The sequence below is a fragment of the Sphingomonas carotinifaciens genome, assembly GCF_009789535.1.
Classification (GTDB): Bacteria; Pseudomonadota; Alphaproteobacteria; order Sphingomonadales; family Sphingomonadaceae; genus Sphingomonas; species Sphingomonas carotinifaciens.
Map to the genome: position 1 here is coordinate 1,789,818 of NZ_WSUT01000005.1, position 23,167 is coordinate 1,812,984.

19 protein-coding genes and 1 tRNA gene are annotated in these 23,167 nt (G+C 66.1%); 11 read left to right on the forward strand and 9 right to left on the reverse strand.

The genetic code is table 11. The annotated features are described in order from the left end of the window. Positions 1 to 58: 58 nt before the first annotated feature. Entirely contained in the window at positions 59 to 229 is a 171-nt protein-coding gene (locus tag GQR91_RS10550) for a Flp family type IVb pilin (RefSeq protein ID WP_149681791.1), read from the reverse strand. Between the two features lie 113 nt (positions 230 to 342). Further along, the gene (locus tag GQR91_RS10555) at positions 343 to 546 is read right to left on the reverse strand and encodes a Flp family type IVb pilin (RefSeq protein WP_149681790.1); all 204 of its coding nucleotides are present in this window, start codon (positions 544 to 546) and stop codon (positions 343 to 345) included. A gap of 32 nt (positions 547 to 578) precedes the next feature. Here GQR91_RS10555 and GQR91_RS10560 point away from each other — a divergent pair, with 32 nt between their 5' ends. Further along, positions 579 to 1,046 carry a (deoxy)nucleoside triphosphate pyrophosphohydrolase gene (locus GQR91_RS10560; RefSeq protein ID WP_149681789.1) on the forward strand — a complete coding sequence of 156 codons (468 nt, stop codon included), beginning with the start codon at positions 579 to 581 and terminating at the stop codon, positions 1,044 to 1,046. Here GQR91_RS10560 and paoC read toward each other — a convergent pair. From paoC to GQR91_RS10580, 4 genes are all read right to left on the reverse strand, one after another. Next, positions 1,003 to 3,222, reverse strand: a complete 2,220-nt coding sequence (gene paoC, locus GQR91_RS10565) for an aldehyde oxidoreductase molybdenum-binding subunit PaoC (protein WP_112384006.1) — start codon at positions 3,220 to 3,222, stop codon at positions 1,003 to 1,005. The two genes, GQR91_RS10560 and paoC, sit on opposite strands and share 44 nt — an antisense overlap. Then, a complete protein-coding gene (locus GQR91_RS10570) occupies positions 3,219 to 4,178 on the reverse strand; it encodes an FAD binding domain-containing protein (protein ID WP_149681788.1) in 960 nt (319 codons plus the stop codon). The genes paoC and GQR91_RS10570 overlap by 4 nt, the downstream gene beginning before the upstream one ends. Beyond that, entirely contained in the window at positions 4,175 to 4,807 is a 633-nt protein-coding gene (gene paoA, locus GQR91_RS10575) for an aldehyde dehydrogenase iron-sulfur subunit PaoA (protein WP_149681787.1), read from the reverse strand. Before paoA ends, GQR91_RS10570 begins: the two co-directional genes overlap by 4 nt. Before the next feature lie 265 nt (positions 4,808 to 5,072). Next, positions 5,073 to 5,146, reverse strand: a tRNA-Cys gene (locus GQR91_RS10580). Between the two features lie 192 nt (positions 5,147 to 5,338). Here GQR91_RS10580 and GQR91_RS10585 point away from each other — a divergent pair. Genes GQR91_RS10585 through GQR91_RS10605 form a run of 5 tightly spaced genes read left to right on the forward strand, consistent with a single transcriptional unit; the run spans position 5,339 to position 12,471 of the window. Then, positions 5,339 to 6,031 (forward strand): protein-L-isoaspartate O-methyltransferase family protein, encoded by a 693-nt coding sequence (locus GQR91_RS10585; RefSeq protein ID WP_112382692.1) that lies wholly within the window; start codon positions 5,339 to 5,341, stop codon positions 6,029 to 6,031. 8 nt (positions 6,032 to 6,039) lie between these two features. Beyond that, positions 6,040 to 7,560 carry a TolC family outer membrane protein gene (locus tag GQR91_RS10590; RefSeq protein ID WP_149681786.1) on the forward strand — a complete coding sequence of 507 codons (1,521 nt, stop codon included), beginning with the start codon at positions 6,040 to 6,042 and terminating at the stop codon, positions 7,558 to 7,560. Positions 7,561 to 7,585: 25 nt separating this feature from the next. After that, complete coding sequence (locus tag GQR91_RS10595) at positions 7,586 to 8,137, forward strand: DUF2497 domain-containing protein (RefSeq protein ID WP_149681785.1); 552 nt, start codon at positions 7,586 to 7,588, stop codon at positions 8,135 to 8,137. A 33-nt stretch (positions 8,138 to 8,170) separates the two neighbouring features. Then, the gene (locus GQR91_RS10600) at positions 8,171 to 9,784 is read left to right on the forward strand and encodes a histidine kinase famiy protein (RefSeq protein ID WP_149681784.1); all 1,614 of its coding nucleotides are present in this window, start codon (positions 8,171 to 8,173) and stop codon (positions 9,782 to 9,784) included. 41 nt (positions 9,785 to 9,825) lie between these two features. Beyond that, positions 9,826 to 12,471, forward strand: coding sequence for a valine--tRNA ligase (locus GQR91_RS10605; RefSeq protein WP_149681783.1), 2,646 nt, complete (start codon positions 9,826 to 9,828; stop codon positions 12,469 to 12,471). A 42-nt stretch (positions 12,472 to 12,513) separates the two neighbouring features. Here GQR91_RS10605 and GQR91_RS10610 read toward each other — a convergent pair whose 3' ends face one another. Further along, positions 12,514 to 14,289 carry a cation:proton antiporter domain-containing protein gene (locus GQR91_RS10610; protein ID WP_149681782.1) on the reverse strand — a complete coding sequence of 592 codons (1,776 nt, stop codon included), beginning with the start codon at positions 14,287 to 14,289 and terminating at the stop codon, positions 12,514 to 12,516. Between the two features lie 152 nt (positions 14,290 to 14,441). Between GQR91_RS10610 and GQR91_RS10615 the strand changes: the two genes are divergently transcribed. Beyond that, complete coding sequence (locus GQR91_RS10615) at positions 14,442 to 14,855, forward strand: c-type cytochrome (protein WP_375781561.1); 414 nt, start codon at positions 14,442 to 14,444, stop codon at positions 14,853 to 14,855. A gap of 60 nt (positions 14,856 to 14,915) precedes the next feature. Here the strand turns inward: GQR91_RS10615 and GQR91_RS10620 are convergent, their stop codons facing one another. Beyond that, on the reverse strand, positions 14,916 to 16,136 hold the full coding sequence (locus GQR91_RS10620) for an NADP-dependent isocitrate dehydrogenase (protein WP_149681780.1): 1,221 nt from the start codon (positions 16,134 to 16,136) through the stop codon (positions 14,916 to 14,918). 136 nt (positions 16,137 to 16,272) lie between these two features. On the opposite strand from GQR91_RS10620, the gene GQR91_RS10625 reads away from it, so the two are divergent. From GQR91_RS10625 to tsf, 4 genes are all read left to right on the forward strand, one after another. Continuing rightward, positions 16,273 to 16,995 carry a phosphatidylserine decarboxylase gene (locus tag GQR91_RS10625; protein WP_112382613.1) on the forward strand — a complete coding sequence of 241 codons (723 nt, stop codon included), beginning with the start codon at positions 16,273 to 16,275 and terminating at the stop codon, positions 16,993 to 16,995. Beyond that, complete coding sequence (locus GQR91_RS10630; protein ID WP_149681779.1) at positions 16,995 to 17,807, forward strand: CDP-alcohol phosphatidyltransferase family protein; 813 nt, start codon at positions 16,995 to 16,997, stop codon at positions 17,805 to 17,807. Before GQR91_RS10625 ends, GQR91_RS10630 begins: the two co-directional genes overlap by 1 nt. A 501-nt stretch (positions 17,808 to 18,308) precedes the next feature. Further along, complete coding sequence (gene rpsB / locus GQR91_RS10635; protein ID WP_149681778.1) at positions 18,309 to 19,127, forward strand: 30S ribosomal protein S2; 819 nt, start codon at positions 18,309 to 18,311, stop codon at positions 19,125 to 19,127. Between the two features lie 90 nt (positions 19,128 to 19,217). Next, on the forward strand, positions 19,218 to 20,153 hold the full coding sequence (gene tsf, locus GQR91_RS10640; protein WP_112382610.1) for a translation elongation factor Ts: 936 nt from the start codon (positions 19,218 to 19,220) through the stop codon (positions 20,151 to 20,153). A 138-nt stretch (positions 20,154 to 20,291) separates the two neighbouring features. Here the strand turns inward: tsf and GQR91_RS10645 are convergent, their stop codons facing one another. After that, complete coding sequence (locus tag GQR91_RS10645; protein ID WP_311732254.1) at positions 20,292 to 22,898, reverse strand: DUF5695 domain-containing protein; 2,607 nt, start codon at positions 22,896 to 22,898, stop codon at positions 20,292 to 20,294. Between the last annotated feature and the right edge of the window lie 269 nt (positions 22,899 to 23,167).

The window sequence follows — 23,167 nt, forward strand, 5'->3', positions numbered from 1 at the left end:
AAAAGGGGCGGCGGAACCATCGTTCCGCCGCCCCTTTGCTTGTCAGAGCAAGATCGGCTTAGCCGGCCTTGTTGATGTTGGACGAGACGTTCGAGAACGTCTTGTTCAGGTTGGTGCCCAGCGTCGTCATCGTGGCGATCGCGGCAACGGCGATGAGGGCTGCGATCAGGCCATATTCGATGGCCGTCGCGCCCTTGTTGTTCTTGAGAATCTTGCGGATCGTCTGCATTCCGGTCTCCATGCTTTCCAAAGCGTCATTCACCCGGCTGAACCGGACATCACACCGGAGCAGCGACGATGTTTTACCCCTATCCCTTTGAAGAAAGGGTAAACACGCCGGATTTAGCGGGCGTTGACGATGCGGGAGCTGACGCGATTCCAGATGCCGATGGTGCTGTCGGCCGTCTGGCCGACGCCGACGATGATGACCAGGAAGACGAGCGCCAGGATCAGGCCGTATTCGATGGCGGTCGCGCCACGCGACTGATGCCAAAGGCCGGCAAGGGGCACCCGAGGGCGCAACAGCTTCGCGATTCGCAGCTTCATCGAGAAAACGGCTTATCCGTAAGGGCTTAAGAATGAACGAACGGATGATTTTTCCGGTAGTTGCCGCAGCTTTGGTCGATTCCGCCGGTCGCGTGCTGCTCCAGCAACGCCCCGCGGGCAAGCCGCTGGCGGGGTTGTGGGAGTTTCCCGGCGGCAAGGTGGAGCGCGGCGAATCGCCCGAGGCGGCACTGATTCGCGAACTGGCGGAGGAGCTGGAGATATCGGTCGCGTCGGACGCGCTGACCCCGGCCGGGTTCGCGACCGAGATGTTGCCCGACCGGCACCTGCTGTTGATGCTGTATGTCGTGCGGGAGTGGCAGGGCGAGGCACGGCCGCATGCCGCGACCGCGCTTCGCTGGGAGCAGCCGGCCGACATGGCCAGCCTGCCGATGCCGCCGGCGGACCCGCCCCTGGTCCGCCAGCTTGCCGCCTGCCTTGCCTGGGATGCCGCCGGGATCAGGCGATCGGCGGCAGCTTTGCCAGATGCTTCTCCAGCGTGATCGGATAATCGCGGATACGCACGCCGGTGGCGTTGTAGACCGCGTTGGCGATGGCCGCGCCGACGCCGCACAGGCCCAGTTCGCCCACGCCCTTGGCCTTGATCGGCGAGGCATAGGCATCCGCTTCGTCCAGGAAGATCACCTCCTGATGCGGGATGTCGGCGTGAACGGGGACCTCGTAGCTGGCCAGATCGTGGTTCACGAAGAAGCCGAAACGGGTATCGACCGCCAGCTCCTCCATCAGGGCCGCGCCCACCCCCATCGTCATGGCACCGATCACCTGGCTGCGCGCCGACTTGGGATTGATGATCCGGCCCGCGGCACACACCGCCAGCATCCGGCGCACCCGCACCTCGCCGGTATAGGCATCCACCCCCGCTTCGACGAAATGTCCGGCGAACGTCGATAGTTGGTACTGCTTGTCGAGATCGCCATATTCGATCTGGCCATCCGCCGAGAGGCCGTCGCGGCCCGCTGCATCGCCCAGCTTGGCGCGGCGGTTGCCGGAGCGGACCTCGCCATCGGCAAAGGTCACGTCGGGACCATCATAGCCCAGCCGCTGCGCGATGCTGGCGCGCAGGTTCATGCATGCGGCATAGACTCCGGACGTGCTGTTCGCGGCGCCCCACTGGCCGCCCGAACCGGCGGAGGCGGGGAAGTCCGAATCGCCGAGCAGCACGACCACCTTGTCCAGCGGCACGCCCATCGCTTCCGCGGCGGTTTGCGCGATGATCGTGTAGCTGCCGGTGCCGATATCGGTCATGTCGGTGGCGACGGTCACCACGCCCTTGCGATCGATGCCGACGCGTGCCGCCGACTTCTGGGTGGGGCTGTTGCGGAAACCGGCGGCCATGCCCATGCCAACCAGCCAGCGGCCGTCGCGCACCTGTGCCGGCTTCGGATTGCGCGCGGACCAGCCAAAGCGTTCCGCACCCATTTCCAGGCAGCGGACCAGCTGGCGCTGTGAAAAGCGACGTTTCGGGTCCTCGGGATCGACCTGCGTATCGTTCTTCACGCGAAAGGCGACCGGGTCCATGCCCAGCTTTTCCGCCATCTCGTCCATGGCGATTTCCAGCGCCATCATGCCGGGCGCCTCGCCGGGCGCGCGCATCGCATTGCCCTCCGGCAGGTCGAGCACGGCCAGGCGCAGCGCGGTCATGCGGTTCTTGCCGGCATATAGCAGCTTGGTCTGCGCGACCGCGGTTTCCGGATCGCCCTTGGGCAGGTTGCCGCTGGTGCTTTCATGCGCGATGGCCGTGATCGTGCCGTCACGGGTGCAGCCCAGGCGGATGCGCTGGATGGTGGCGGGGCGGTGCGTGGTGTTGTTCGCCATGATCGGCCGGGTCAGCGCGACCTTGACCGGGCGACCCGCCGCCTTCGCACCCAGTGCCGCGAGCACGATGTCCGCGCGGATGAACAGCTTGCCGCCGAAGCCGCCCCCGATGAAGGGCGAATCGATCCGTACATCCGCCGGGTCCAGACCCAGCGTGGTGGCGAGCGAGCGCTTGCCCCAGGCGATCATCTGGTTCGACGTCCACACCGTCAGCTTGCCGTCCTGCCACGCCGCGATGGAGGCATGCGGCTCCATCATCGCATGGCTTTCGTCGGGCGTGGTGTAGGCGGCGTCGAGCTTCACCGGTGCCGCGGCAAAGGCGCGGTCGAAATTGCCGACGCGGTCGATCGGCGGCGCGCCCGATCCTTCCCCGCTGTCGCCGCCGGTATAGGGGGCGGTCGGCGCGGCTTCCTTCAGGTCGAACCGACCCTTGGTGCGTGCATAGTCGATGCGCAGCAGGCCCGCGGCGGCGCGCGCCTGCTCGAACGTGTCAGCCACCACCAGCGCGATCGCCTGATGATAATGCTCCACCACCGGCCCGCCGAACAGCGACGCGGTGTTCATCCGGCTGAGCGGCAGCTTGGGCATGTCGAGCGTGCTGATCACGGCAATGACGCCGGGGGCGGCCTTGGCAGCGGCGGTGTCGATCGCGGTCACGCGCCCCTTGGCGATGCCTGCACCGACGACATAGCCATAGGCCGCGCCGGGGGCGACATCGTGGCGTTCATAGGCATAGGGTGCGGTGCCGGTGGTCTTGCGCGGGCCGTCGATCCGGTCGGTCGGTTTCCCGACGATCGTCATCCGGTCGAGCACGTTGGTGCCGGCTGGCTGTTCGTACTTCATGCGCGCGCCTCCTTGGCTTCGTCGAGGACAAGGGCCAGCGTGCGTTCGACCAGGGGAACCTTGAAGGCATTGTCGCGGGTCGGGCGGGCCCCGGCCATCAGGCGGGCGGACACCGCCTGCGATCCTTGCGGCATCGCTGCCTCGGCCGCCTCCACCCGCCATGGCTTGTGCGCCACGCCGCCGATCGCGACGCGGCCGGTGCCGTCCTTCTGGATGACCGCTGCCACCGAGACGAGTGCAAAGGCATAGGAGGCGCGGTCGCGCACCTTCTGATAGGCATGGTGGCCGCCCAGCGGACGGGGCAGGGTGACCGCGGTGATAAGCTCGCCGGGTTGCAGCGCGTTTTCGACATGCGGGGTGTTGCCGGGCAGGCGGTGGAACACGTCGATCGGGATGGTGCGCGTCGCACCGGCGGCGTTCACCGTTTCCACCTGTGCGTCCAGCACGCGCATCGCAACCGCCATGTCTCCGGGATAGGTCGCGATGCAGGCATCGCTGCTGCCCACCACCGCCAGTTGCCGCGAATAGCCGCCGATCGCCGCGCACCCCGAACCCGGCCGGCGCTTGTTGCAGGCCTGGTTGGTGTCGTAGAAATAGGGGCAGCGGGTGCGCTGGAGCAGATTGCCCGCGGTGGTCGCCTTGTTGCGCAACTGGCCGCTTGCGCCGGCTACGATCGCGCGGGACAGCACGGCGTAATCGCGGCGCACGCGCATGTCGGCGGCCAGCGCGGTATTCGACACGAAGGCGCCGATGCGCAGGCCGCCCTCCGGCGTTTCCTCGATCCGGTCCAGCTTCAGGTCCTGCACGTCGACCAGATGGGTCGGTGCCTCGATCTCCAGCTTCATCAGGTCGAGGAGGTTGGTGCCGCCTGCCAGGAACTTGGCGCCGGGCCGCTGCGCCACTGCGGCCGCCGCCTCTGCGGGCGTCCGGGCGCGTTCATAGCTGAAGGGCTTCATACGTTCGCTCCCGCGACTTCGGCCATCGCCTCGGCAATGTTGGAATAGGCGCCGCAGCGGCACAGATTGCCGCTCATCCGTTCGCGCATCTCGGTCGTCGTCATCGGCGAGGCGGCCGTGATGTCGCTGGTCACATGGCTGGGGACGCCGGCCCTGATCTCGTCCAGCACCGCCACCGCCGAACAGATCTGGCCCGGCGTGCAATAGCCGCATTGATAGCCGTCATGCTTGACGAAGGCCGCCTGCATCGGATGCAGGTCGCCGGGCTGGCCCAGCCCCTCGATGGTGGTGATGCGGTCGCCCTGATGCTGCACCGCCAGCGACAGGCAGGCGTTGATCCGTTTGCCGTCCGCGATCACGGTGCAGGCGCCGCACTGGCCATGGTCGCACCCCTTCTTGGTGCCGGTCAGGCGCCAATGCTCGCGCAGTGCGTCGAGCAGCGTCGTGCGGGTATCGACCTGCAACTCGCGGCGCTTGCCGTTCACCTCCATCGCCACGGTCATCATGCTGGGCTGGGCCGCGGGGGGCAGGGTCTGCGCGTCCGCCGCCACCGCGGTCAACGCGGCCGAGGCGGCACTGCCGACCAGCATCCCGCGCCGTGAAATCGCGCGTTCGCCGGAAGTGTCCATGTCATCTAGCTCCTTGGCCCATCGAGGCGGGCCGGTGATGGATCGCCCGTGATATCAGGCGGAAAGGGCGTGCACGCCGGATCGCAAGCATAACCTGCAAAAATGCGTATCGGGAGCCGTCGGCCCTGCCAACCGTCCAGAAACGCACCAACAATTTTCTTCATGAAACCGGCGACGCCAGCAGCCCGTTAGATAACACGGTGCCGTCCATTGTATCTGCCGGGATACAGCGCCCGCGCGCCGCGCGGGCAGATCATCATGGAAGTGGAGGCCCGACCGGGAATCGAACCCGGGTGCAAGGATTTGCAGTCCTCTGCGTCACCACTCCGCCATCGGGCCGGAGGCGGGCCTTTGGTAGGTTTTTTGAAACGGGTCAAGCCGCAGCCGATGATTTCTGCATGTCGGGGATGCCATGGCATCGTCACGGTCCGCTTGGCCTCGTCATGCGGGCGCGATACAAGCCGCATCAGTTGAACTAGTGTATTGCGCAGCTACAACAGTTGTGCGACAGGGATGGCCATGACGACCACGATGACGGAATCCGGGATCACCAGCGCGGCCGGAAACGCCGCTGGCTCCACGACTTACGAGGCGATGCGCCACGCGATGGTGGCCAGCCAACTGCGCACCAATGCGGTGAACGACACCCGTGTCGTCGCCGCGATGACGCAGGTCCCGCGTGAGGCGTTCCTGCCCGCCGACGCGCGCTCGCTCGCCTATCGCGACAGCCTGATCAACATCGGCCATGGCCGCAGCATCAACCTGCCGATGGCCACCGGCCGACTGCTGACCGAGGCCTATCTGGAGCGTGGCGACCGCGTGCTGCTGATCGGTGCGGCTGGCGGCTATACCGCGGCCCTGCTGTCCGGCATCGTCGCCGAAGTGGTGGCGGTCGAAAGCCATCCGGCGCTGGCACAGGATGCCCGCGCGGCTCTTGCCGGATATGGCAACGTCCGCGTGGTCGAGGGGCCGCTGCCCGAGGGTCATGCCGCGGACGCGCCCTATGACGTGCTGCTGATCGACGGCGCCGTCGAAGAGGTGCCGGCCGCACTGATCGAGCAGGTGCGCGTCGGTGGGCGGATCGCGACCGGGCTGATCGAAAATGGCGTCAGCCGCCTCGCCACCGGCCGACGCACCGAGGGCGGTTTCGGGTTGCAGCCCTTTGCCGATGTGGACTGCACCGTTCTGCCCGGCTTCGAGCGTCCGCGCTCCTTCCGGTTCTAGGCGAAACCATGCGCCTCCGCCCCGTCCGCCTGCTGCTGATCGGCGCAGCCATCGTTCCGTGCGTGCCGGCGTCGGCCGATACGCTGCGGGAGGCATTGCTGAAGGCCTATCAGGGCAATCCCACGATCACGGGGCAGCGGGCACAACAGCGTGCCACGGACGAGAATGTCCCGATCGCGCGGGCGGGGGCGCTGCCGACGGTGAACGCCACGGGGCAGTTGACCGAGTTCGTGGTCCAGGCGAACAACAATTTCGTCAATCCGACCCGACAGGGCGTGGCCAACGTCCAGCTTTCCGTGCCGATCTATCAGGGTGGCGCGGTCAAGAACGGGCTGCGCGCGGCGGAAACCCGCGTCGATGCCGGCCGCGCGACCCTGCGCAGCACCGAGGCGCAGATCTTCACCTCCGTCGTCAGCGCGTACATGAACGTGATTCGCGACGAGGCAGTGGTCGGGCTGAACACCCAGAATGTCCGGGTGCTGGAGACGAACCTGCGCGCGAGTCGCGACCGGTTCGAGGTGGGTGATTTGACCCGCACCGACGTCGCCCAGTCGGAGGCACGACTGGCTCAGGCGCGCGCGCAGCTGCAATCGGCGGAGGCGCAGCTCATCGCCAGCCGAGAGGATTATATCAACGTCGTCGGCTCGCCGCCGGACCGGTTGGAACAGCCGCCGTCGCTGCCAAACTTGCCCGATGCACCGTCCACGGCCGTGTCGGTCGCGCTGGAAAGCAATCCGCAACTGCTGGCCGCGCGTCGCAATGCCGATGCGACGCGGTTCGATATCGGCGTGGCGCGGGCCAACCGCCTGCCGCGGCTGAACGCGGTGACCAGCGGGTCCTACTTCAACTATCTCGATTCGCTGACCGATCAGGCGGTTCGTGCCGGCATTCCCGGATCGGGCAAGAATGTGAACGCCGGCCTGCAGTTGAACGTGCCGCTGTTCCAGGGCGGGCGCCCGGCCGCGCAGGTCCGCCAGGCGGAGGCGCTGCGCGCCCAGGCCATCGAGAATGTCACGGCAACCGAGCGGCAGGTGATCGCGCAGGCGCGGTCCGCCTATGCCCAGTGGCAGGCCTCGCGCCAGGTGATCGCCTCGTCGGAGGCCGCGGTCAGTGCGAACACGCTGTCGCTGGAGGGTGTTCGTGCCGAGAACAGCGTCGGCACCCGCACCGTGATCGAAATCCTGAATGCCGAGCAGGAACTGCTCAACAGCCAGGTGCAACTCGTCACCGCGCGGCGCGACGCCTATGTCGCGGGCTTCGCGCTCCTGGCGGCGATGGGCAATGCCGAGGCTCGCGACCTGGGGCTGGACGGCGGCGTGCTGTACGATCCGGTGATCAATTACCGACGCGTCCGCAACCGGATCAACGACTGGGACGGGGATGGCGAGCCTATGCCGGTCGCCGTCTCCACCGCGAACACGCCGGCGCAGACCGCGGTCGTCACCCGTCCTCTGGACAGCACGGTCGATCGACCGGTTGACAGAAGCCCGGCTTTAACCACAGGTGCGGAATCGCCGAACAGACAATAGGACGTCAACCGGGGTGATTGCTGTCATGGGGGATATCAGCGCGGAACCGTCGATGGAGGAGATCCTGTCTTCCATTAAGCGGATCATCGCGGAAGAAGGGGATGCACCGGGCCGCCCGCGCCGCCCTGCGCGCACCATGCCGCCGCCGATGCTGCATCCCTCACTGGACGATGCCGATGACGAGGATGAGGACGATGCAGGCGAGGTGCTGGAGTTGAGCGACCCCATGCCGGTTCCGCCGCCTGTGCCCGCCGCGCCCCCTGCCGCTTCGCCGCTGCTCAGCAAGCCCGCGCCGCGTGCCGCTGCGCCTGCCCCGGCGCCCGCACCTGCACCCCAGCCCGAACCGGCTGCCGATCCGATCGTATCCCCCCGTGTCGCCGAGGCGAGCCGTGGTTCGCTGGAGGCGCTGACCCGGCTGATGGTCAAGCCGGAGGCCGGGAGCGACGGGACGCTGGAGGGACTGGTGCGCGAGATGCTGCGCCCCATGCTGCGCGAGTGGCTGGATGCCAACCTGCCGAACATGGTGGAAAGCATGGTGGCGCGGGAGATCGCCCGCATCACCGGCGAAGGGCATTGATCCGGCAACTATCGGTACCGTCGGATACTATCGATGCCTGACCACGAGGGTGGCGAGACGCCGCACACGCCGCCACCGCGTGACCGCAAGGCCGAAGCCCAGCAGGGGGGCAGCAGCGACATCTTCTTTGCGGCCGTGAAGGCGACGCGGATGCCGATGATCGTCACCGATCCGCATCAGCCGGACAACCCGATCATCTTCTGCAACGACGCGTTCACGTTCATGACCGGCTATACCCAGGCGGAAATCGTCGGGAGCAACTGCCGCTTTCTTCAGGGGCCGGAAACCGATCGCAGCGTCGTCGATCAGGTGCGCACCGCGATCCGCACGCGCGAGGAGGTCGCGGTCGAGATCCTGAACTACCGGAAGAACGGATCGACCTTCTGGAATGCGCTGTTCGTGTCGCCGGTTTATGACGATGACGGGGAACTCGTCTATTTCTTCGGCAGCCAGCTCGACATTTCGCGGCGGCGCGAAGCGGAGGATGCGCTGCACGAGGCGCAGAAGATGGAGGCGGTCGGCAAGCTGACCGGCGGCATCGCGCACGACTTCAACAACCTGCTCCAGGTCATTCTGGGCTATGTCGACATATTGGAAGCGCGGGTTGCCGATGGTGACCGGGCGTCGCGGCGTGCCGTGGAGGCGATTTCGGGGGCGGCCAGTCGCGGTGCGACGCTGACCCAGCAATTGCTCGCCTTTGCGCGCAAGCAGGAACTGCGCGACCGGTTGCTCAACTTCAACTCGCTGGTCACCGATTTCCGCCCGATCCTGGACCGGACGGTGGGGGATTCGGTCGCGCTGCGACGGCAGCTGGCGGACAATCTGTGGAATTGCCGGATCGATCCGGTGCAGGCCGAGATGGCGCTGCTCAACATCGTCGGCAACGCGCGCGACGCGGTGGACGACGACAGCGGGCGCATCACCATCACCACGCGCAACGTCCTCCTGCCGGAAGATGCCGATGGCGAGGGGGGCGCCGCGCTGAAGCTGGATGCCGGTGAATATGTGCAGGTAACCGTTGCCGACAACGGTCCCGGCGTCGATCCGGCGATCGCCGACAAGATCTTCGACCCGTTCTTCACCACCAAGGACATGGGCAAGGGCACCGGCCTTGGCCTGGCGATGGTCTATGGCTTCATGCGCCAGTCCGGCGGGCTGGCGACGGTGGGGACCAGCGACGATGGCGGCGCGCTGTTCTCGCTCTATTTCCCGCGCGCCAGTGGTGCGACCGAGCGGCGATCGAACCCGGCCTTGTCCAAGCCCGCCGCCCACGGCGTGGAGCGCGTGCTGATGGTCGAGGACCAGGAGGAGGTGGGCGAACTGGGCCGTGCCATGCTTCAGGACCTGGGCTATGACGTGGTGCTTGCCCATAACGCGCGCGAAGCGCTGGACGTGCTGGCGCGCGACGCGAATTTCCAGTTGCTGTTTACCGACATATTGATGCCCGGCGGCATGAACGGCGTCGGTCTGGCGCAGGCGGTGAAGCGCGATTACCCGCGCACCGCGATCCTGCTGACCACCGGGTTTGCCGATGAGGCGATCGACGAGGGTTCGCGCTCCTACGAGCTGATCCGCAAGCCCTATCGTCGCGGGGAATTGAACGAGCGCATCCGCGCCGTCCTCGACAAGCCGGGCGCGCGCACCTGATGGTCTAGCGCCCGGCCGCGACGCCGATTAAGGGCAGGGGCATGACCGAACTGCCCAAGACCTTCGACCCCGCCGCCATCGAGGCCCGCTGGTATGCCCATTGGGAGCAGGAGGGGCTGTTCCGTCCCGAACGCCCGCAGGCCGAGCCGTGGACGATCGTCAACCCGCCGCCCAACGTCACGGGCAGCCTGCATATCGGCCACGCGCTGGACAATACGCTGCAGGACATCCTGACGCGCCACGCCCGGTTGAAGGGCAAGGACGCGCTGTGGGTGGTCGGCACCGATCATGCCGGCATCGCCACGCAGATGGTGGTCGAGCGCAACCTGGCGCAGCAGGGCGTGAAGCGCACCGATATTGGCCGCGATGATTTCGTCGCCCGAATCTGGGACTGGAAAGCGGAGTCGGGCGGCCAGATCACGCGCCAGCTTCGCCGGCTGGGCTGCTCGATGGACTGGGCGAACGAGCGCTTCACCATGGACGAGGGCTTCTCCAGGGCCGTGCTGAAGGTGTTCGTCGAACTGCACCGTCAGGGACTGCTCTACCGCGACAAGCGGTTGGTGAACTGGGACGCAGGCCTTGGCACCGCGATCAGCGACCTGGAGGTCGAGACGCGCGAGGTGCAGGGCAAGTTCTGGCACCTGACCTATCCGCTGGCCGATGGCAGCGGCACGATCTCGGTGGCGACGACGCGGCCGGAGACGATGCTGGCCGACATGGCGGTGGCGGTAAATCCGGACGATCCGCGCTATACCGCGCTGATCGGTGCGCAAGTGCGCCTGCCGATCACCGGCCGCCTGATCCCGATCGTCGCCGACGAGCATGCCGACCCCGAACTGGGCTCGGGCGCGGTGAAGATCACGCCGGGCCACGACTTCAACGATTTCGAGGTCGGCCGCCGCGCCGGGATCGAGGCGCGCGACATGCTCAACATGCTCGATGCGAAGGCGCGTATCTGCCAGACCGCGGACGGGCTGGTGCCCGAAGCGCTGATCGGGCTCGACCGGTTCGAGGCACGCCAGGCGGTGATCGCGCTGCTGGAAGAGGCGGGCGTGCTGGAGCGGGTCGAGGACCGGGTGATCCAGACGCCCTATGGCGACCGATCGGGCGTGGTGATCGAGCCGTGGCTGACCGACCAATGGTATGTCGATGCCAAGACGCTGGCCCAGCCGGCGATCGAGGCGGTGCGATCGGGCGCGATCAAGCTGGTGCCGGCAAGCTGGGAGAAGACCTTCTTCAACTGGATGGAGAATATCCAGCCCTGGTGCGTCAGCCGCCAGCTTTGGTGGGGCCACCAGATCCCCGCATGGTTCGCCGAGGATGGCCGTGCCTTCGTCGCTGAAACCGAGGAAGAGGCGCAGGCACAGGCCGGCGCCGGCGTGGTGCTGACCCGCGATCCGGACGTGCTCGACACCTGGTTCTCCTCCGCATTGTGGCCGTTCGCGACGCTCGGCTGGCCGGATGCAGCGGACCCGACGCTGGGTGGTCGCTATCCCAATGACGTCCTCGTCTCCGGCTTCGACATCCTGTTCTTCTGGGATGCCCGGATGATGATGCAGGGCATGCAGTTCATGAAGGACGTGCCGTTCCGCACGCTCTACCTGCACGGGCTGGTCCGCGCGGCCGACGGCTCGAAGATGTCGAAGTCGAAGGGCAACACGGTCGATCCGCTCGGCCTGATCGACCAATATGGCGCCGACGCACTGCGCTTCTTCATGGCGGCGATGGAAAGCCAGGGCCGCGACATCAAGATGGATGAGCGCCGCGTCGAGGGGTATCGCAACTTCGCGACCAAGCTGTGGAACGCGGCCCGCTTCGCACAGGCCAATGGCATCGGTGCCTCCGCGACGCTGGATGCGCCGGTCGCCACGCTGGCGGTGAACAAGTGGATCATCGCCGAGACGGTGAAGACGGTGCAGGCGGTGGACCTGGCGCTGGCCGATTACCGGTTCGACGGGGCGGCCAATGCGATCTACCAGTTCGTCTGGAGCCGTTTCTGCGACTGGTATCTGGAACTCATCAAGCCGGTGCTGCAAGGCGGCGAGGCCGGTGGCGAAGAGACCCGCGCGGTCGCCGGCTGGGTGCTCGACCAGATCCTGGTGCTGCTCCACCCGTTCATGCCGTTCATCACGGAGGAATTGTGGCACGCAATGGGGTCGCGCGATCATGACCTGATCGTCGCCCAGTGGCCGATGGCGGATGCCCGCGCGCTCGATCCGGAGGCGGAGCGCGAGATCGACTGGCTGATCCGGCTGGTCGGCGACATTCGCGCCGCGCGCACCGAACTGAACGTGCCGCCCGGCGCACGCCTGCCGCTGCATGTCCGTGATGCGCATGACGATACGCTGGCACGCCTCGACCGGCAGGCATCGGTGCTGGCGCGGCTGGCCCGCGTCGACCGCGCCGAGGGCGACGCCGCCAGCGGCGGGGCCGCCCAAGTGGTGGTGGACGAGGCGACGTTCATCCTGCCGCTGGAAGGTGTGATCGATCTGGATGCGGAGCGCGCCCGTCTGACCAAGGCGATCGCCGCGGCCGAGAAGGAGCGCGATGCACTGGGCGCGCGGCTGGGCAATGCCAGCTTCGTCGAGCGCGCCAAGCCCGAGGCGGTGGACAAGGCGCGGGCCGATCATGCCGACAAGATGGCGGAGGCGGCCCGGCTGCACGCGGCGCTCGGCCGGTTGGGGTAAGGTGGGGAGCGGGGCGGCACCTGGCGCCGTCCCCGCCCGCGATCAGCCGGTTTCGCTCAGCCGCTTGATCCGGCGGATGCGCGGTTCGCGGGTCAGTTGCGCCTCGCGCCGGATCGTCTGGCGGAGTTCGTCGCGTTTTTCGTGGATCGAGGCGATCACCAAGCCCATCGCGACGCCAAGATCGACCAGCACCGCTTCCGAGAGTTGCAGCGAGCTTTCCAGCGTTTCGGGCACCGCATCGGTGACGCCCGCACGGTAGAGTTCGGCGGCATGGCTGGCATCGCGGGCGCGCGCGATGATCGGCAGGGCCGGCACCGCCTGCCGGATGCGCCGCGCCAGCCGGACGGTAAGCACCGGATCGTCCATGGTCAGGATCAGCGCGCGCGCCTGCGCCAGGTTCAGCCGGTCGACCAGTTCCGGCCGCGCGACATCGCCGAACAGCACCGGATAGCCCGCCCGCCGCGCCTCGGTCACGGCGTCGATGTTCGCTTCCACCGCCAGATAACGCTGGCCGTGCGCGGTCAGCATGTCCGACACCAGCTTGCCGACGCGGCCGAAACCGATGACGACCGCGCCGGGACCTTCCGTCTCCACCTCGGGGATCGGCGGGCCTTCTCCGGCCTGCTCGATCCGGCGCGAGGTGATACGCCCGGCCTTGGCGAGGAGCGGGGTCAGCGTCAGGCCGATTGCGGTGACGGTCTGCCAGAAGGCGGCGGTCGACGGCTGGATCAACTGCGCCTGTGCCGCCGTCCCCAGCACGATCAACGTGGTCTCCGACGGGCTGCCCATCAGCAGGCCGGTTTCGGCCGCGGTGCCGCGCCGGGCATGGGCGACGCGCAGCAGCAGATAAGTGACGATCGCCTTCACCGCGACGACGCCGACGACGGCCGCGAGCAGCGACGGCCAGTTCTTGGCGATCAGACGGAGGTCCAGGCTCATGCCCACGGTGATGAGGAAGACGCCGAGCGCCAGCCCCTTGAACGGGGCGGTCATCACCTCGACCTCGGAATGATACTCGGTTTCCGCGATCAGCAGGCCGGCGAGCAGCGCACCGACGATCGGCGACAATCCGGCGGCGGTGGTCGCGACGCTGGCGACGATCACCACCAGCAGCGACGCGGCCAGGAACAACTCCGGGCTCTTGGTACGCGCGGCCTGTGCGAACAGGCGCGGCAGCACGATGCGCCCACCCAGATACATCGCGACCACGGTCAGGCCACCACGCAGGGCGACGCCGGCGATGCCCACCCAGCCTTCCTCGCTGGCCGTCGGCGCCATCGCACCGAGCGCGAAGATGATGGGGACCAGCGCCAGATCCTCGAACAACAGCATCGCGAACGCGCCGCGCCCGACCGGACTGGTCGTGCCCACCAGCGGCAGCACCAGCGCGGTGGACGAGAGCGCCAAGGCCAGCCCCAGTCCGATCGCGCCGCCCCAGCTTTGCCCCAGCAGATGCAGTGCCAGGCCGATCAGAAAGGCGGAGCCGAGCAGTTCGGTCACGCCGGTGCCGAACACCAGCCGCCGCATCGACCATAAACGCCGGAACGACAATTCCAGTCCGATCGAGAACAGCAGCAGGATGATGCCGAACTCGGCGAAAGGCTCGATCGATTCCGGGTCGGAAATGGTCACATAGTAAAGCCAGGAGGCGTCGGGCACGAGCGAGCCGAGCCCGGCCGGGCCGACCAGCAGGCCGACGAGGATGAAGCCGATCACCGGGCTGACCCGGAAACGGGCAAAGGCCGGGATGACGATGCCTGCTGCACCAAGGATGACGAGCGCGTCGCTGAAGCCGTGATTGTCGAGCCGAAGTGCCATGGCCGCAGCTTAACCAGCCCATGTCCCCCTTGTCAGGTATGTTTTGCACAAACCGGGCGCCCGGTCGCCGGATGGGACGAACTGTCCACTGCGCGGGGGGCGGGCGGGACCCTATCTGGCGCGGCATGACGATATGCTGGTGGGCGCTGCCCGTGACCATCCTCTTGGCGCTGGCGGGATGCGGTGATGATGACCATGCCAGGCGGCTGGCATCGGCGGGGCCGAACCCGTCGCTCGATGCGCTGATGCGGGTCGCCGATCCCGGCAATGGCCGGCGCGTGTTCGGCCAATGCCTGGCCTGTCACACGATCGGGCAGGGGCAGCTGGACCGTGCAGGGCCGAACCTGCATGCGATCATGGGCAAGCCGGTTGCGGGCGGCAGCGATCGGTTCGGCTATACGGTGGCGCTGTCGCGCGTCGGCGGGCGTTGGGACAGGGCGACGATGGATCGCTGGCTTGCCGATCCGCAGCGTTTCGCGCCGGGCACGCGGATGAGCTTCGCCGGGCTTGCCGATCCGCTCGATCGTGCCGACGTGATCTGGTATCTGGAGGCGGAAGGGAAATAGCCCCACCGCGAAGGAAACGGGCCCCGGTCGTCGCCGGGGCCCGCTTTCCGGTCGTTCAGCTCAGGCCCAGTTGCCCATCTCGGCTTCCAGGTTCGAACGGATCTGCTCGAAGAACTGTTCGGTGGTCATCCAGGGCTGGTCCGGGCCGATCAGGATCGCCAGATCCTTGGTCATGTGGCCGTTCTCGACGGTCTTGATGCAGACCTGCTCCAGCGTCTCGGCGAAGCGCGTCACGTCCGGCGTACCGTCGAACTTGCCACGGAACTTCAGGCCGCCGGTCCAGGCGAAGATCGACGCGATCGGGTTGGTCGACGTCGCCTTGCCCTGCTGATGCTGGCGATAGTGGCGGGTGACGGTGCCATGCGCGGCCTCGGCCTCGATCGTCTGGCCGTCTGGCGTCATCAGCACCGAGGTCATCAGGCCCAGGGAGCCGAAGCCCTGCGCCACCTGATCCGACTGTACGTCGCCGTCATAGTTCTTGCAGGCCCAGACGAACTCGCCGTGCCACTTCAGCGCGGATGCGACCATGTCGTCGATCAGGCGGTGCTGATACTCGATGCCCGCGGCCTGGAACTGGTCCTTGAACTCGGCGGCGTACACTTCCTCGAAGATGTCCTTGAAGCGGCCGTCATAGGCCTTCAGGATCGTGTTCTTCGTCGACAGGTACACCGGCCAGCCACGGCCCAGGCCGTAGTTCATCGATGCACGCGCAAAGTCGCGGATCGATTCGTCGAGGTTGTACATGCCCATCGCGACGCCGGCCGCGGGGAAGTCGAACACTTCCTCCTCGATCGTCTCGCCATTCTCGCCTTCCCACTTCATGGTCAGCTTGCCCTTGCCGGGCACCTTGAAGTCGGTGGCCTTGTACTGGTCGCCAAAGGCGTGACGGCCGACGACGATCGGGTGGGTCCAGCCGGGGATCAGGCGGGGTACGTTCTTGATGACGATCGGTTCGCGGAAGACGACGCCGCCCAGGATGTTGCGGATCGTGCCGTTGGGCGAGCGCCACATCTTCTTCAGGCCGAACTCTTCGACGCGCTGCTCGTCGGGGGTGATCGTCGCGCACTTCACGCCGACGCCGTACTTCTGGATCGCCTTGGCCGACTGGATGGTGATCTGGTCGTCCGTCTCGTCACGCTTCTGGATGCCCAGGTCGTAATATTCCAGGTCGATGTCCAGATACGGCTTGATAAGGCGCTCGCGGATCCATTCCCAGATGATCCGCGTCATCTCGTCGCCGTCGATCTCCACGACGGGCGTTTTCACCTTGATCTTGGCCATCTTCACTTCCTTGGCAGGGGTGGTTTGGGCATGCGTCTAGGGGAGGGGGGCGGCCGGATCAACCGGGGGCAGGGACCACGGGCCGTCGCGTACCGAAAACATTGTGTCGTGCGTCCGCCACCGGTAGACTGGTGCGATGCCTTCGCTTGAAAAGCCCCCTGTCGCCACGACCACGGTCAAGTGGCGCTTCCCCGCCGTCCATCCGGAAGGGCGCAAATACGTCCTGATCGCCGGCGGCCTTACGCTGCTCGCCACGCTCGTCACCAAGATCCTGTTCTGGCCGTTCATCGGCCTGTGCATCTGGGTGGCCGCGTTCTTTCGCGATCCGATCCGCACCACGCCGCAGGGTGACGACCTGATCGTCGCACCCGCCGACGGCCTCATCACCATGATCCAGCGCGTACCCATTCCGCGCGAGCTGACCGGGGAGCTGGGCACCGCGCCGATGATGCGGGTGTCGATCTTCATGTCGGTGTTCGACGTGCACATCAACCGCACCCCGATCGCGGGCACGATCCGCCAGGTCGTCTATATCTCCGGCAAGTTCCTCAATGCCGACCTCGACAAGGCATCCGACGAAAACGAACGACAGCATTTCGTGGTCGAAGGCCGGGACGGTCGCAAGATCGGCTTTACCCAGATCGCGGGGCTGGTCGCACGCCGGATCGTCGGGTTCGTGAAGCCCGGAGACATGGTCGCGGCCGGCCAGCGCATCGGCCTGATCCGCTTCGGCAGCCGCGTCGACGTGTATCTGCCCGATGACGTGATGCCGCAGGTGACGTTGGGGCAGCGTTCGATCGCCGGGGAAACGGTGCTCGGCCGCGTCGGCGGACGACCCGTTACGGGCGTCGCGCAGTAATGGCGCTGCCACGCCGGTCCCGGCTGCGCCGTGCGCCACGCGGACTGCCATTGCGGGCGGTAGCCCCCAATGCGGTAACGGCGCTCGCCCTCTGTTCCGGTCTGTCCGGCGTCCGCTTCGCCATCGGCGGAGAATGGCAGAGCGCGGTTGCGATGATCATGATTGCCGGCGTCCTGGACGGGCTGGACGGGCGGATCGCTCGCCTGCTTCACGGTGAAAGCCGGTTCGGGGCGGAACTGGACTCGCTGTCCGACGCCATTTCGTTCGGCGTCGCGCCGGCGCTGATCCTCTACCTCTGGTCGCTGTCCAGCGCCCCGCGGATCGGATGGATCTGCGCCTTGCTGCTTGCGGTGTTTTGCGCGCTCCGACTGGCGCGGTTCAATGCCGCGATTGACGAAGTCGAGCAGCCGCACAAATCGGCCGGCTTCCTGACCGGCATTCCGGCACCCGCCGGGGCGGGGCTTGCCATGCTGCCCATGTATCTGTGGTTCTGGACCGGCGAGACGCTGTTCACCTCGCCCTATCTGGTCGGCCCCTGGGTCGCCTTCATCGCGATGCTGATGGTCTCAAGCGTCGCCACCTTTTCATGGGGATCGCTCCGCCTGCGCCGTACGGTGCGTTTCGAAGCGCTGGCGCTGGTCGTCCTGCTCGGTGGGGCGCTGGTGTCCGTGCCGTGGCACACGCTCACGCTGATCTGCGTCGCCTATCTCGCCAGCATCCCATTCAGCATGGTGAATTACGGTCGGGTCAGGCGGCAGCGCGCGACTGGCGCACCGGAACATAAGCCGGCGACATCGACGACCAGCGCCTGACGGCGATTCGGCGTTCGGCAACCACCAACTGGCTCAGGGGCGTGAACGCTGGTTCGACATGACCGGACGCAAGATGCAGAATGCGACGCCACTGGGGGGCGACCATCATGGCGATCACCGACACGGCAGTGACCAGGGCACCCACGAATACCAAGACACTCAGCACTGTAACCATGATGCCCTCCGGTCCGACGCTCAGTCGAACGTCTCGATCAACAGACTCATAGTGGACAGGTTCCGGGGCTGAGTCGGTGAGTTGCACCGATTTCAAGACGTTTCGCATGTGAAACGCGACGAATCGCTCCGTGTCCTCTATGTGGTCCATTTATGTTCCACATTCGTTCCAGCGGTCAACCCGTTTTTCAGCGGATTGCAGAATGCCGTTCGATGCGGTAAGGCGCGCGCCTCAACACCGCATGGGAAGCATCACATACCGGTGCGCAGGCCTTGGGCTGACGCGTCATCCGCTTCCCAGAGGACAAACCGGAAAGGAATTTCACTATGGCGGCACCTGTCGTCACCATGCAGCAGCTTGTCGAGACCGGCGCGCACTTCGGCCACCAGACCCACCGCTGGAACCCGAAGATGAAGCCCTACATCTTCGGCGACCGCAACGGCGTCCACATCCTTGACCTCTCGCAGACCGTGCCGCTTTTCGCGCGCGCGCTGGAGTTCATCAGCTCGTCGGTCGCCGGCGGCGGCAAGGTGCTGTTCGTCGGCACCAAGCGCCAGGCGCAGGAAGCGGTTGCCGATGCGGCCCGCCGCTCGAACCAGCATTTTGTCAACCACCGCTGGCTGGGCGGCATGCTCACCAACTGGAAGACGATCTCGAACTCGATCAAGCGTCTCAAGTCGCTCGAAGAGCAGCTTTCGGGCAACACCGCGGGCCTGACCAAGAAGGAAGTCCTGCAGCTCACCCGTGAGCGCGACAAGCTGGAACTGTCGCTGGGCGGCATCCGCGACATGGGCGGCGTGCCCGACGTCATGTTCGTGATCGACGCGAACAAGGAAGAGCTGGCGATCAAGGAAGCCAACACGCTGGGCATCCCGGTCGTTGCCATCCTCGATTCGAACGTGTCGCCGGACGGCATCGCCTTCCCGGTGCCGGCCAACGACGACGCGAGCCGTGCGATCCGCCTGTATTGCGAGGCCGTGGCGATCGCCGCGACCCGCGGCGGCCAGGAGCAGCAGCGCCGCAGCGGTGCCGATGTCGGTGCGATGGCCGAGCCGCCCGTCGAGGAAGCGCTGAGCGTCGAAGAGCCCGCTGCGGCGAACGTCGAGGGCGCTGGCGCCGAGGCCGAGCGCCAGATCGACGCCTAATCGTCGTCAAGACGTCATGCGGGCGGGATAGGGCGGCGACGCCCCGTCTCGCCCGCAACCATATCGAACGATTAAAGAGGATTACGGAACATGGCTGAGATCACGGCAGCGATGGTCAAGGAGCTGCGCGAAAAGAGCGGCGCCGGCATGATGGACTGCAAGAAGGCGCTGAACGAGACCAGCGGCGACATGGACGCCGCAATGGACTGGCTGCGGACCAAGGGTCTGGCCGCGGCCGCCAAGAAGTCCAGCCGCACGGCGGCCGAGGGCCTGGTCGGCGTCGCGACCGCCGGCACCAAGGGTGCCGCGATCGAGGTGAACTCCGAGACCGACTTCGTCGCCAAGAACGATCAGTTCCAGTCGTTCGTCCGCGAACTGACGCAGATCGCGCTCAACACCGGTGACGATCTGGACGCGATCAAGGGCGCCGCGATGCCGTCGGGTACGACGGTCGAGGAAACGCTGACCAACAACATCGCGACGATCGGCGAGAACCAGGCGATCCGTCGTGCCAAGCGCCTCGAAGTGTCCAAGGGCGCGGTTGTGTCCTACGTCCACAACGCGGCATCGCCGGGCCTGGGCAAGATCGGCGTGCTGGTCGCGCTCGAGTCCGAAGCGTCCGACGAGGTGCTGCAGGGCCTGGGCAAGCAGCTTGCGATGCACATTGCGGCCGCTTTCCCGAAGGCGCTGAACGAAGGCGATCTGGACGAGGCCGAGATCGAGCGCGAGCGCGCGATCGCGACCGAAAAGGCGAGCGAGAGCGGCAAGCCCGCCGACATCATCGCCAAGATGGTGGAAGGCTCGATCGCCAAGTACCGCAAGGAGCATGCGCTGGTCAGCCAGCTGTTCGTGATGGACGGCAAGACCAAGATCAGCGACGTCGTTGCCAAGGCCGGCAAGGACGCCGGGGCCGAGATCGTGCTGAAGGACTATGTCCGCTTCCAGCTCGGCGAAGGCATCGAGAAGGAAGCATCCGACTTCGCCGCCGAAGTGGCGGCGGCTTCGGGCGTTCCGCAGAAGGCCTGACCGTGCTTTTCCCCGGGCGGAAGCGTCCGGGGACCTGGCGACAGGACAAAGACGCCGTGCAGCGATGCACGGCGTCTTTTCTGTTGGGCTCGGAACAGTGATGCAAAGCCCTCTCCCGGCCGGGGGGAGGGCACCGGATCATGGCCGGGTCAGTTCGATCCTTGTGGTGCCATGGCCGAGCGGCACGGTGTAGCCACCGCGCTCCATCTTGCCGTTGTTCAGGACATAGGTCTTGGCACCCGCCATCGTTCCTTCGACGAATACCCGCGCGGTTGGCGTATTCGGTGCCGCCGGATCCAGAGTCAGCGTGATCCGGCCGGTCTTCGGCACGTAACGCGCCTCGGCGATCCGCCCGGCCTCCAGGGTGATCCATTGGCCAATGGGCGCGACGAACAAGCGGGTGCGTGCACCGTCCTTCGGGACGATCGTCACCGTGCCGGCGTTTTCGACCACGCTTCCGCCGAAACCGACCCAGCCAAAGGTCGGATGATCGACCAGATAGGTCGCCGCGGTCAGGGCATGGCCATAATATCCCATGCCATAGTCACCGCTATACGGGTCCCATTTCATCATGTCCGGCCAGGCGTGGAAAGCGGCGGACGAGAAGCCCTGCTGGTCGATATTGGTGATGCCGCCCATCATGCCGCCATAGGCGACCCGCAACAGGTGCAGATCGGCCGGATTCTGGCGATAGGCATCGAACAGGGGTACCGCGTTCAGCGCCGATCCGTAGTGATGGATCTGTCGTTCGATACGCGGATATTTGCCGCCATACAGGAAATCCCAGTAGCGGCGGGCATTGCCGTTATACCCCCAGCTGGGCACCGTCGGATCATATCCCAGGATCACCTCGCGCGTGACGTCCGCCTGTGGCTGGAAACCGAAATAGCGCATCCAGGCATAGACTTCCGGCTGGCCGGTCGAATCCCAGGCCATTTCCGATCCGAACGGATATTTCAACGTGCGCCAGTGATCGGCCCGCGCCTTCATCAGCCGCTCCATGTCGGCAGCCTTTGCGGTCATGCCTTCGCGCTTCAGATCCTTCAGGATGTCGAGAAAGACGTCGCCTTCCATCAGGCCGAATTCGGCATAATGCGCGCGCGTCATCGCTACCGAGGTTTCATACGCCCGGTCCAGATACCAGCGCCAATCGTGCCGGCTGACCATGCCGGGATGATTGCGGGCGATGCGATACAGCACCCAATAGCCGATCGCGACATGGGGGTAGTTGTAGGCACGCCCCAGATCATTGGCATCCTTCTCCTTCCACAACGTCCAGCTTTTCCACTTCTCCGGATCACCGGTGTAGAGCGTAGGGAACTTGACCGGATCGTAATAGAACAGGCTCTTCTTGACGCCGCCGGCCTGTGGCCCGCTGACCACCTGCAGGCGGCCATGCACGGTTTCATCCACCAGCCGTTCGATCTTGGCGACCTCCTGCGGGTCGGGATGATCGAGTTGCTTCATCGTCGCCGCAACCCAGCTGCCGCCGCCGCCCTCGTCGCTCATCCCCGCGATCCAGACGCGTGGTTCGACATCCACGATCGCCTTGCTTTCGTTGTCATAGGTCAGGATGGCCGGGTTGCGGCCAAAGGGATCGCCCTTGCCCTCATACCATTGCTGGTTCGTCGAAAAGCGCCCCAGGTCCGCCATCGCCTGATCGAGCGGCTTGGTGATGAAGTAGCTGACCGTCTGCTTCGTGCCGTCGGCATAGCCGATCGTCAGCCGCGCAGGCCCCCATTGGCTGCCGCGCAGCGCGAGCCGTGTCCAGCCCTTCACCGTGCCGGCGGGCTTCGCCGTTACCCTGCCTGCGGGATAGCTCTCGATCGAGGTGATCGCAGCCGGCCTGCGAACGAACAGCGCCGCATCCTGATCGGTAGGAACGACATAGCCGGGCAGGCCGACCGCGACGGGACGATTGTTGGCGATCAACGTCGGTTCGATCGCACGGATCGATGGAGACTGGGCGAAGCGTACGCCGACTTCCAGCGTTTCGCCGGGCGAAAGCGTGCGGGCGGTGGGGGCGTTCCACTGTTCGCCCGCCTTTTTCCATTCACGCTCGACATAGCCGGCGGAATGCACCGTCCAGTCGTAGAAGCCCTCCGAGGTCTGTCCGCGCGGGCTGCGATCGGTGAAGATCGATCCGTCTTTGACCTCGCGGGGATTACGCAAGGGTACATATGCTTCCAGCGGCGTATTCTTTGCCGGCATGACAAGCAATGCGGGGCCCTTCCCGTTCAGGCGGGTCACCTGAAGATAACCGGCATCGCGCCCGATATACGGATCGACGAAACTGGCTTGGGCGTGGGCCTGTTCCAGATTGCGATCGGTGATGATGTTGTCGAACACCATCGGCATGCCCAGCGTGCCGATCTCGACCGGCGTCGCGGCCGTGTTGGTGATGCGAAAGGCAAGAGCGAGCCGCCCGCCTTCGTTGCGCCAGTGACGCTCGACCCGAACCGGGGCACCTTCGCCCATGCTGGCGGTGATGTCGGCCGCAGCGATGGTCGTGCCGCCGCTGGGAAGAGGCCGGATCGGGCGGCGTTCATGCGCGGAGGCGAAATCGCGCCACGTGCCACCGGGAGTCCGCAGGCGAAGGTTGAGATCGCCGAGATGGTTATAGCCGTCGCCGGCCCGCTCTGCCTCGCGGGACGTGGGCACGAAGCTGAAGCCCGGTTCATTCGCGGGAGACAGGCGTGCCAGCGTCTGTGTGTCCTGGCGCAACGCAATGTGGAACGGTCCCACCCTATGCTCCGTCGTCACGACGGGGCGAACGGCCGGTTTGGGTGTATCCTGAGCAATCAACGCCGAGGTGGCGGTGCCCAACGTCATGGCGATCATTATGGCTGGACGAAGGAGCGGCATGACGGACCTCGTTGAGGAAACTGCAAAGAAGGAAAGGGGCGAAGGGTGCCCGTTCGATGCAAGCGTATCGGCCCATCAAACAAGTTTCAATCATTGTTATACCGTATATTGTTTTTCGATTGTATTTGGGGAAAGGTGCCAGGGAGGGG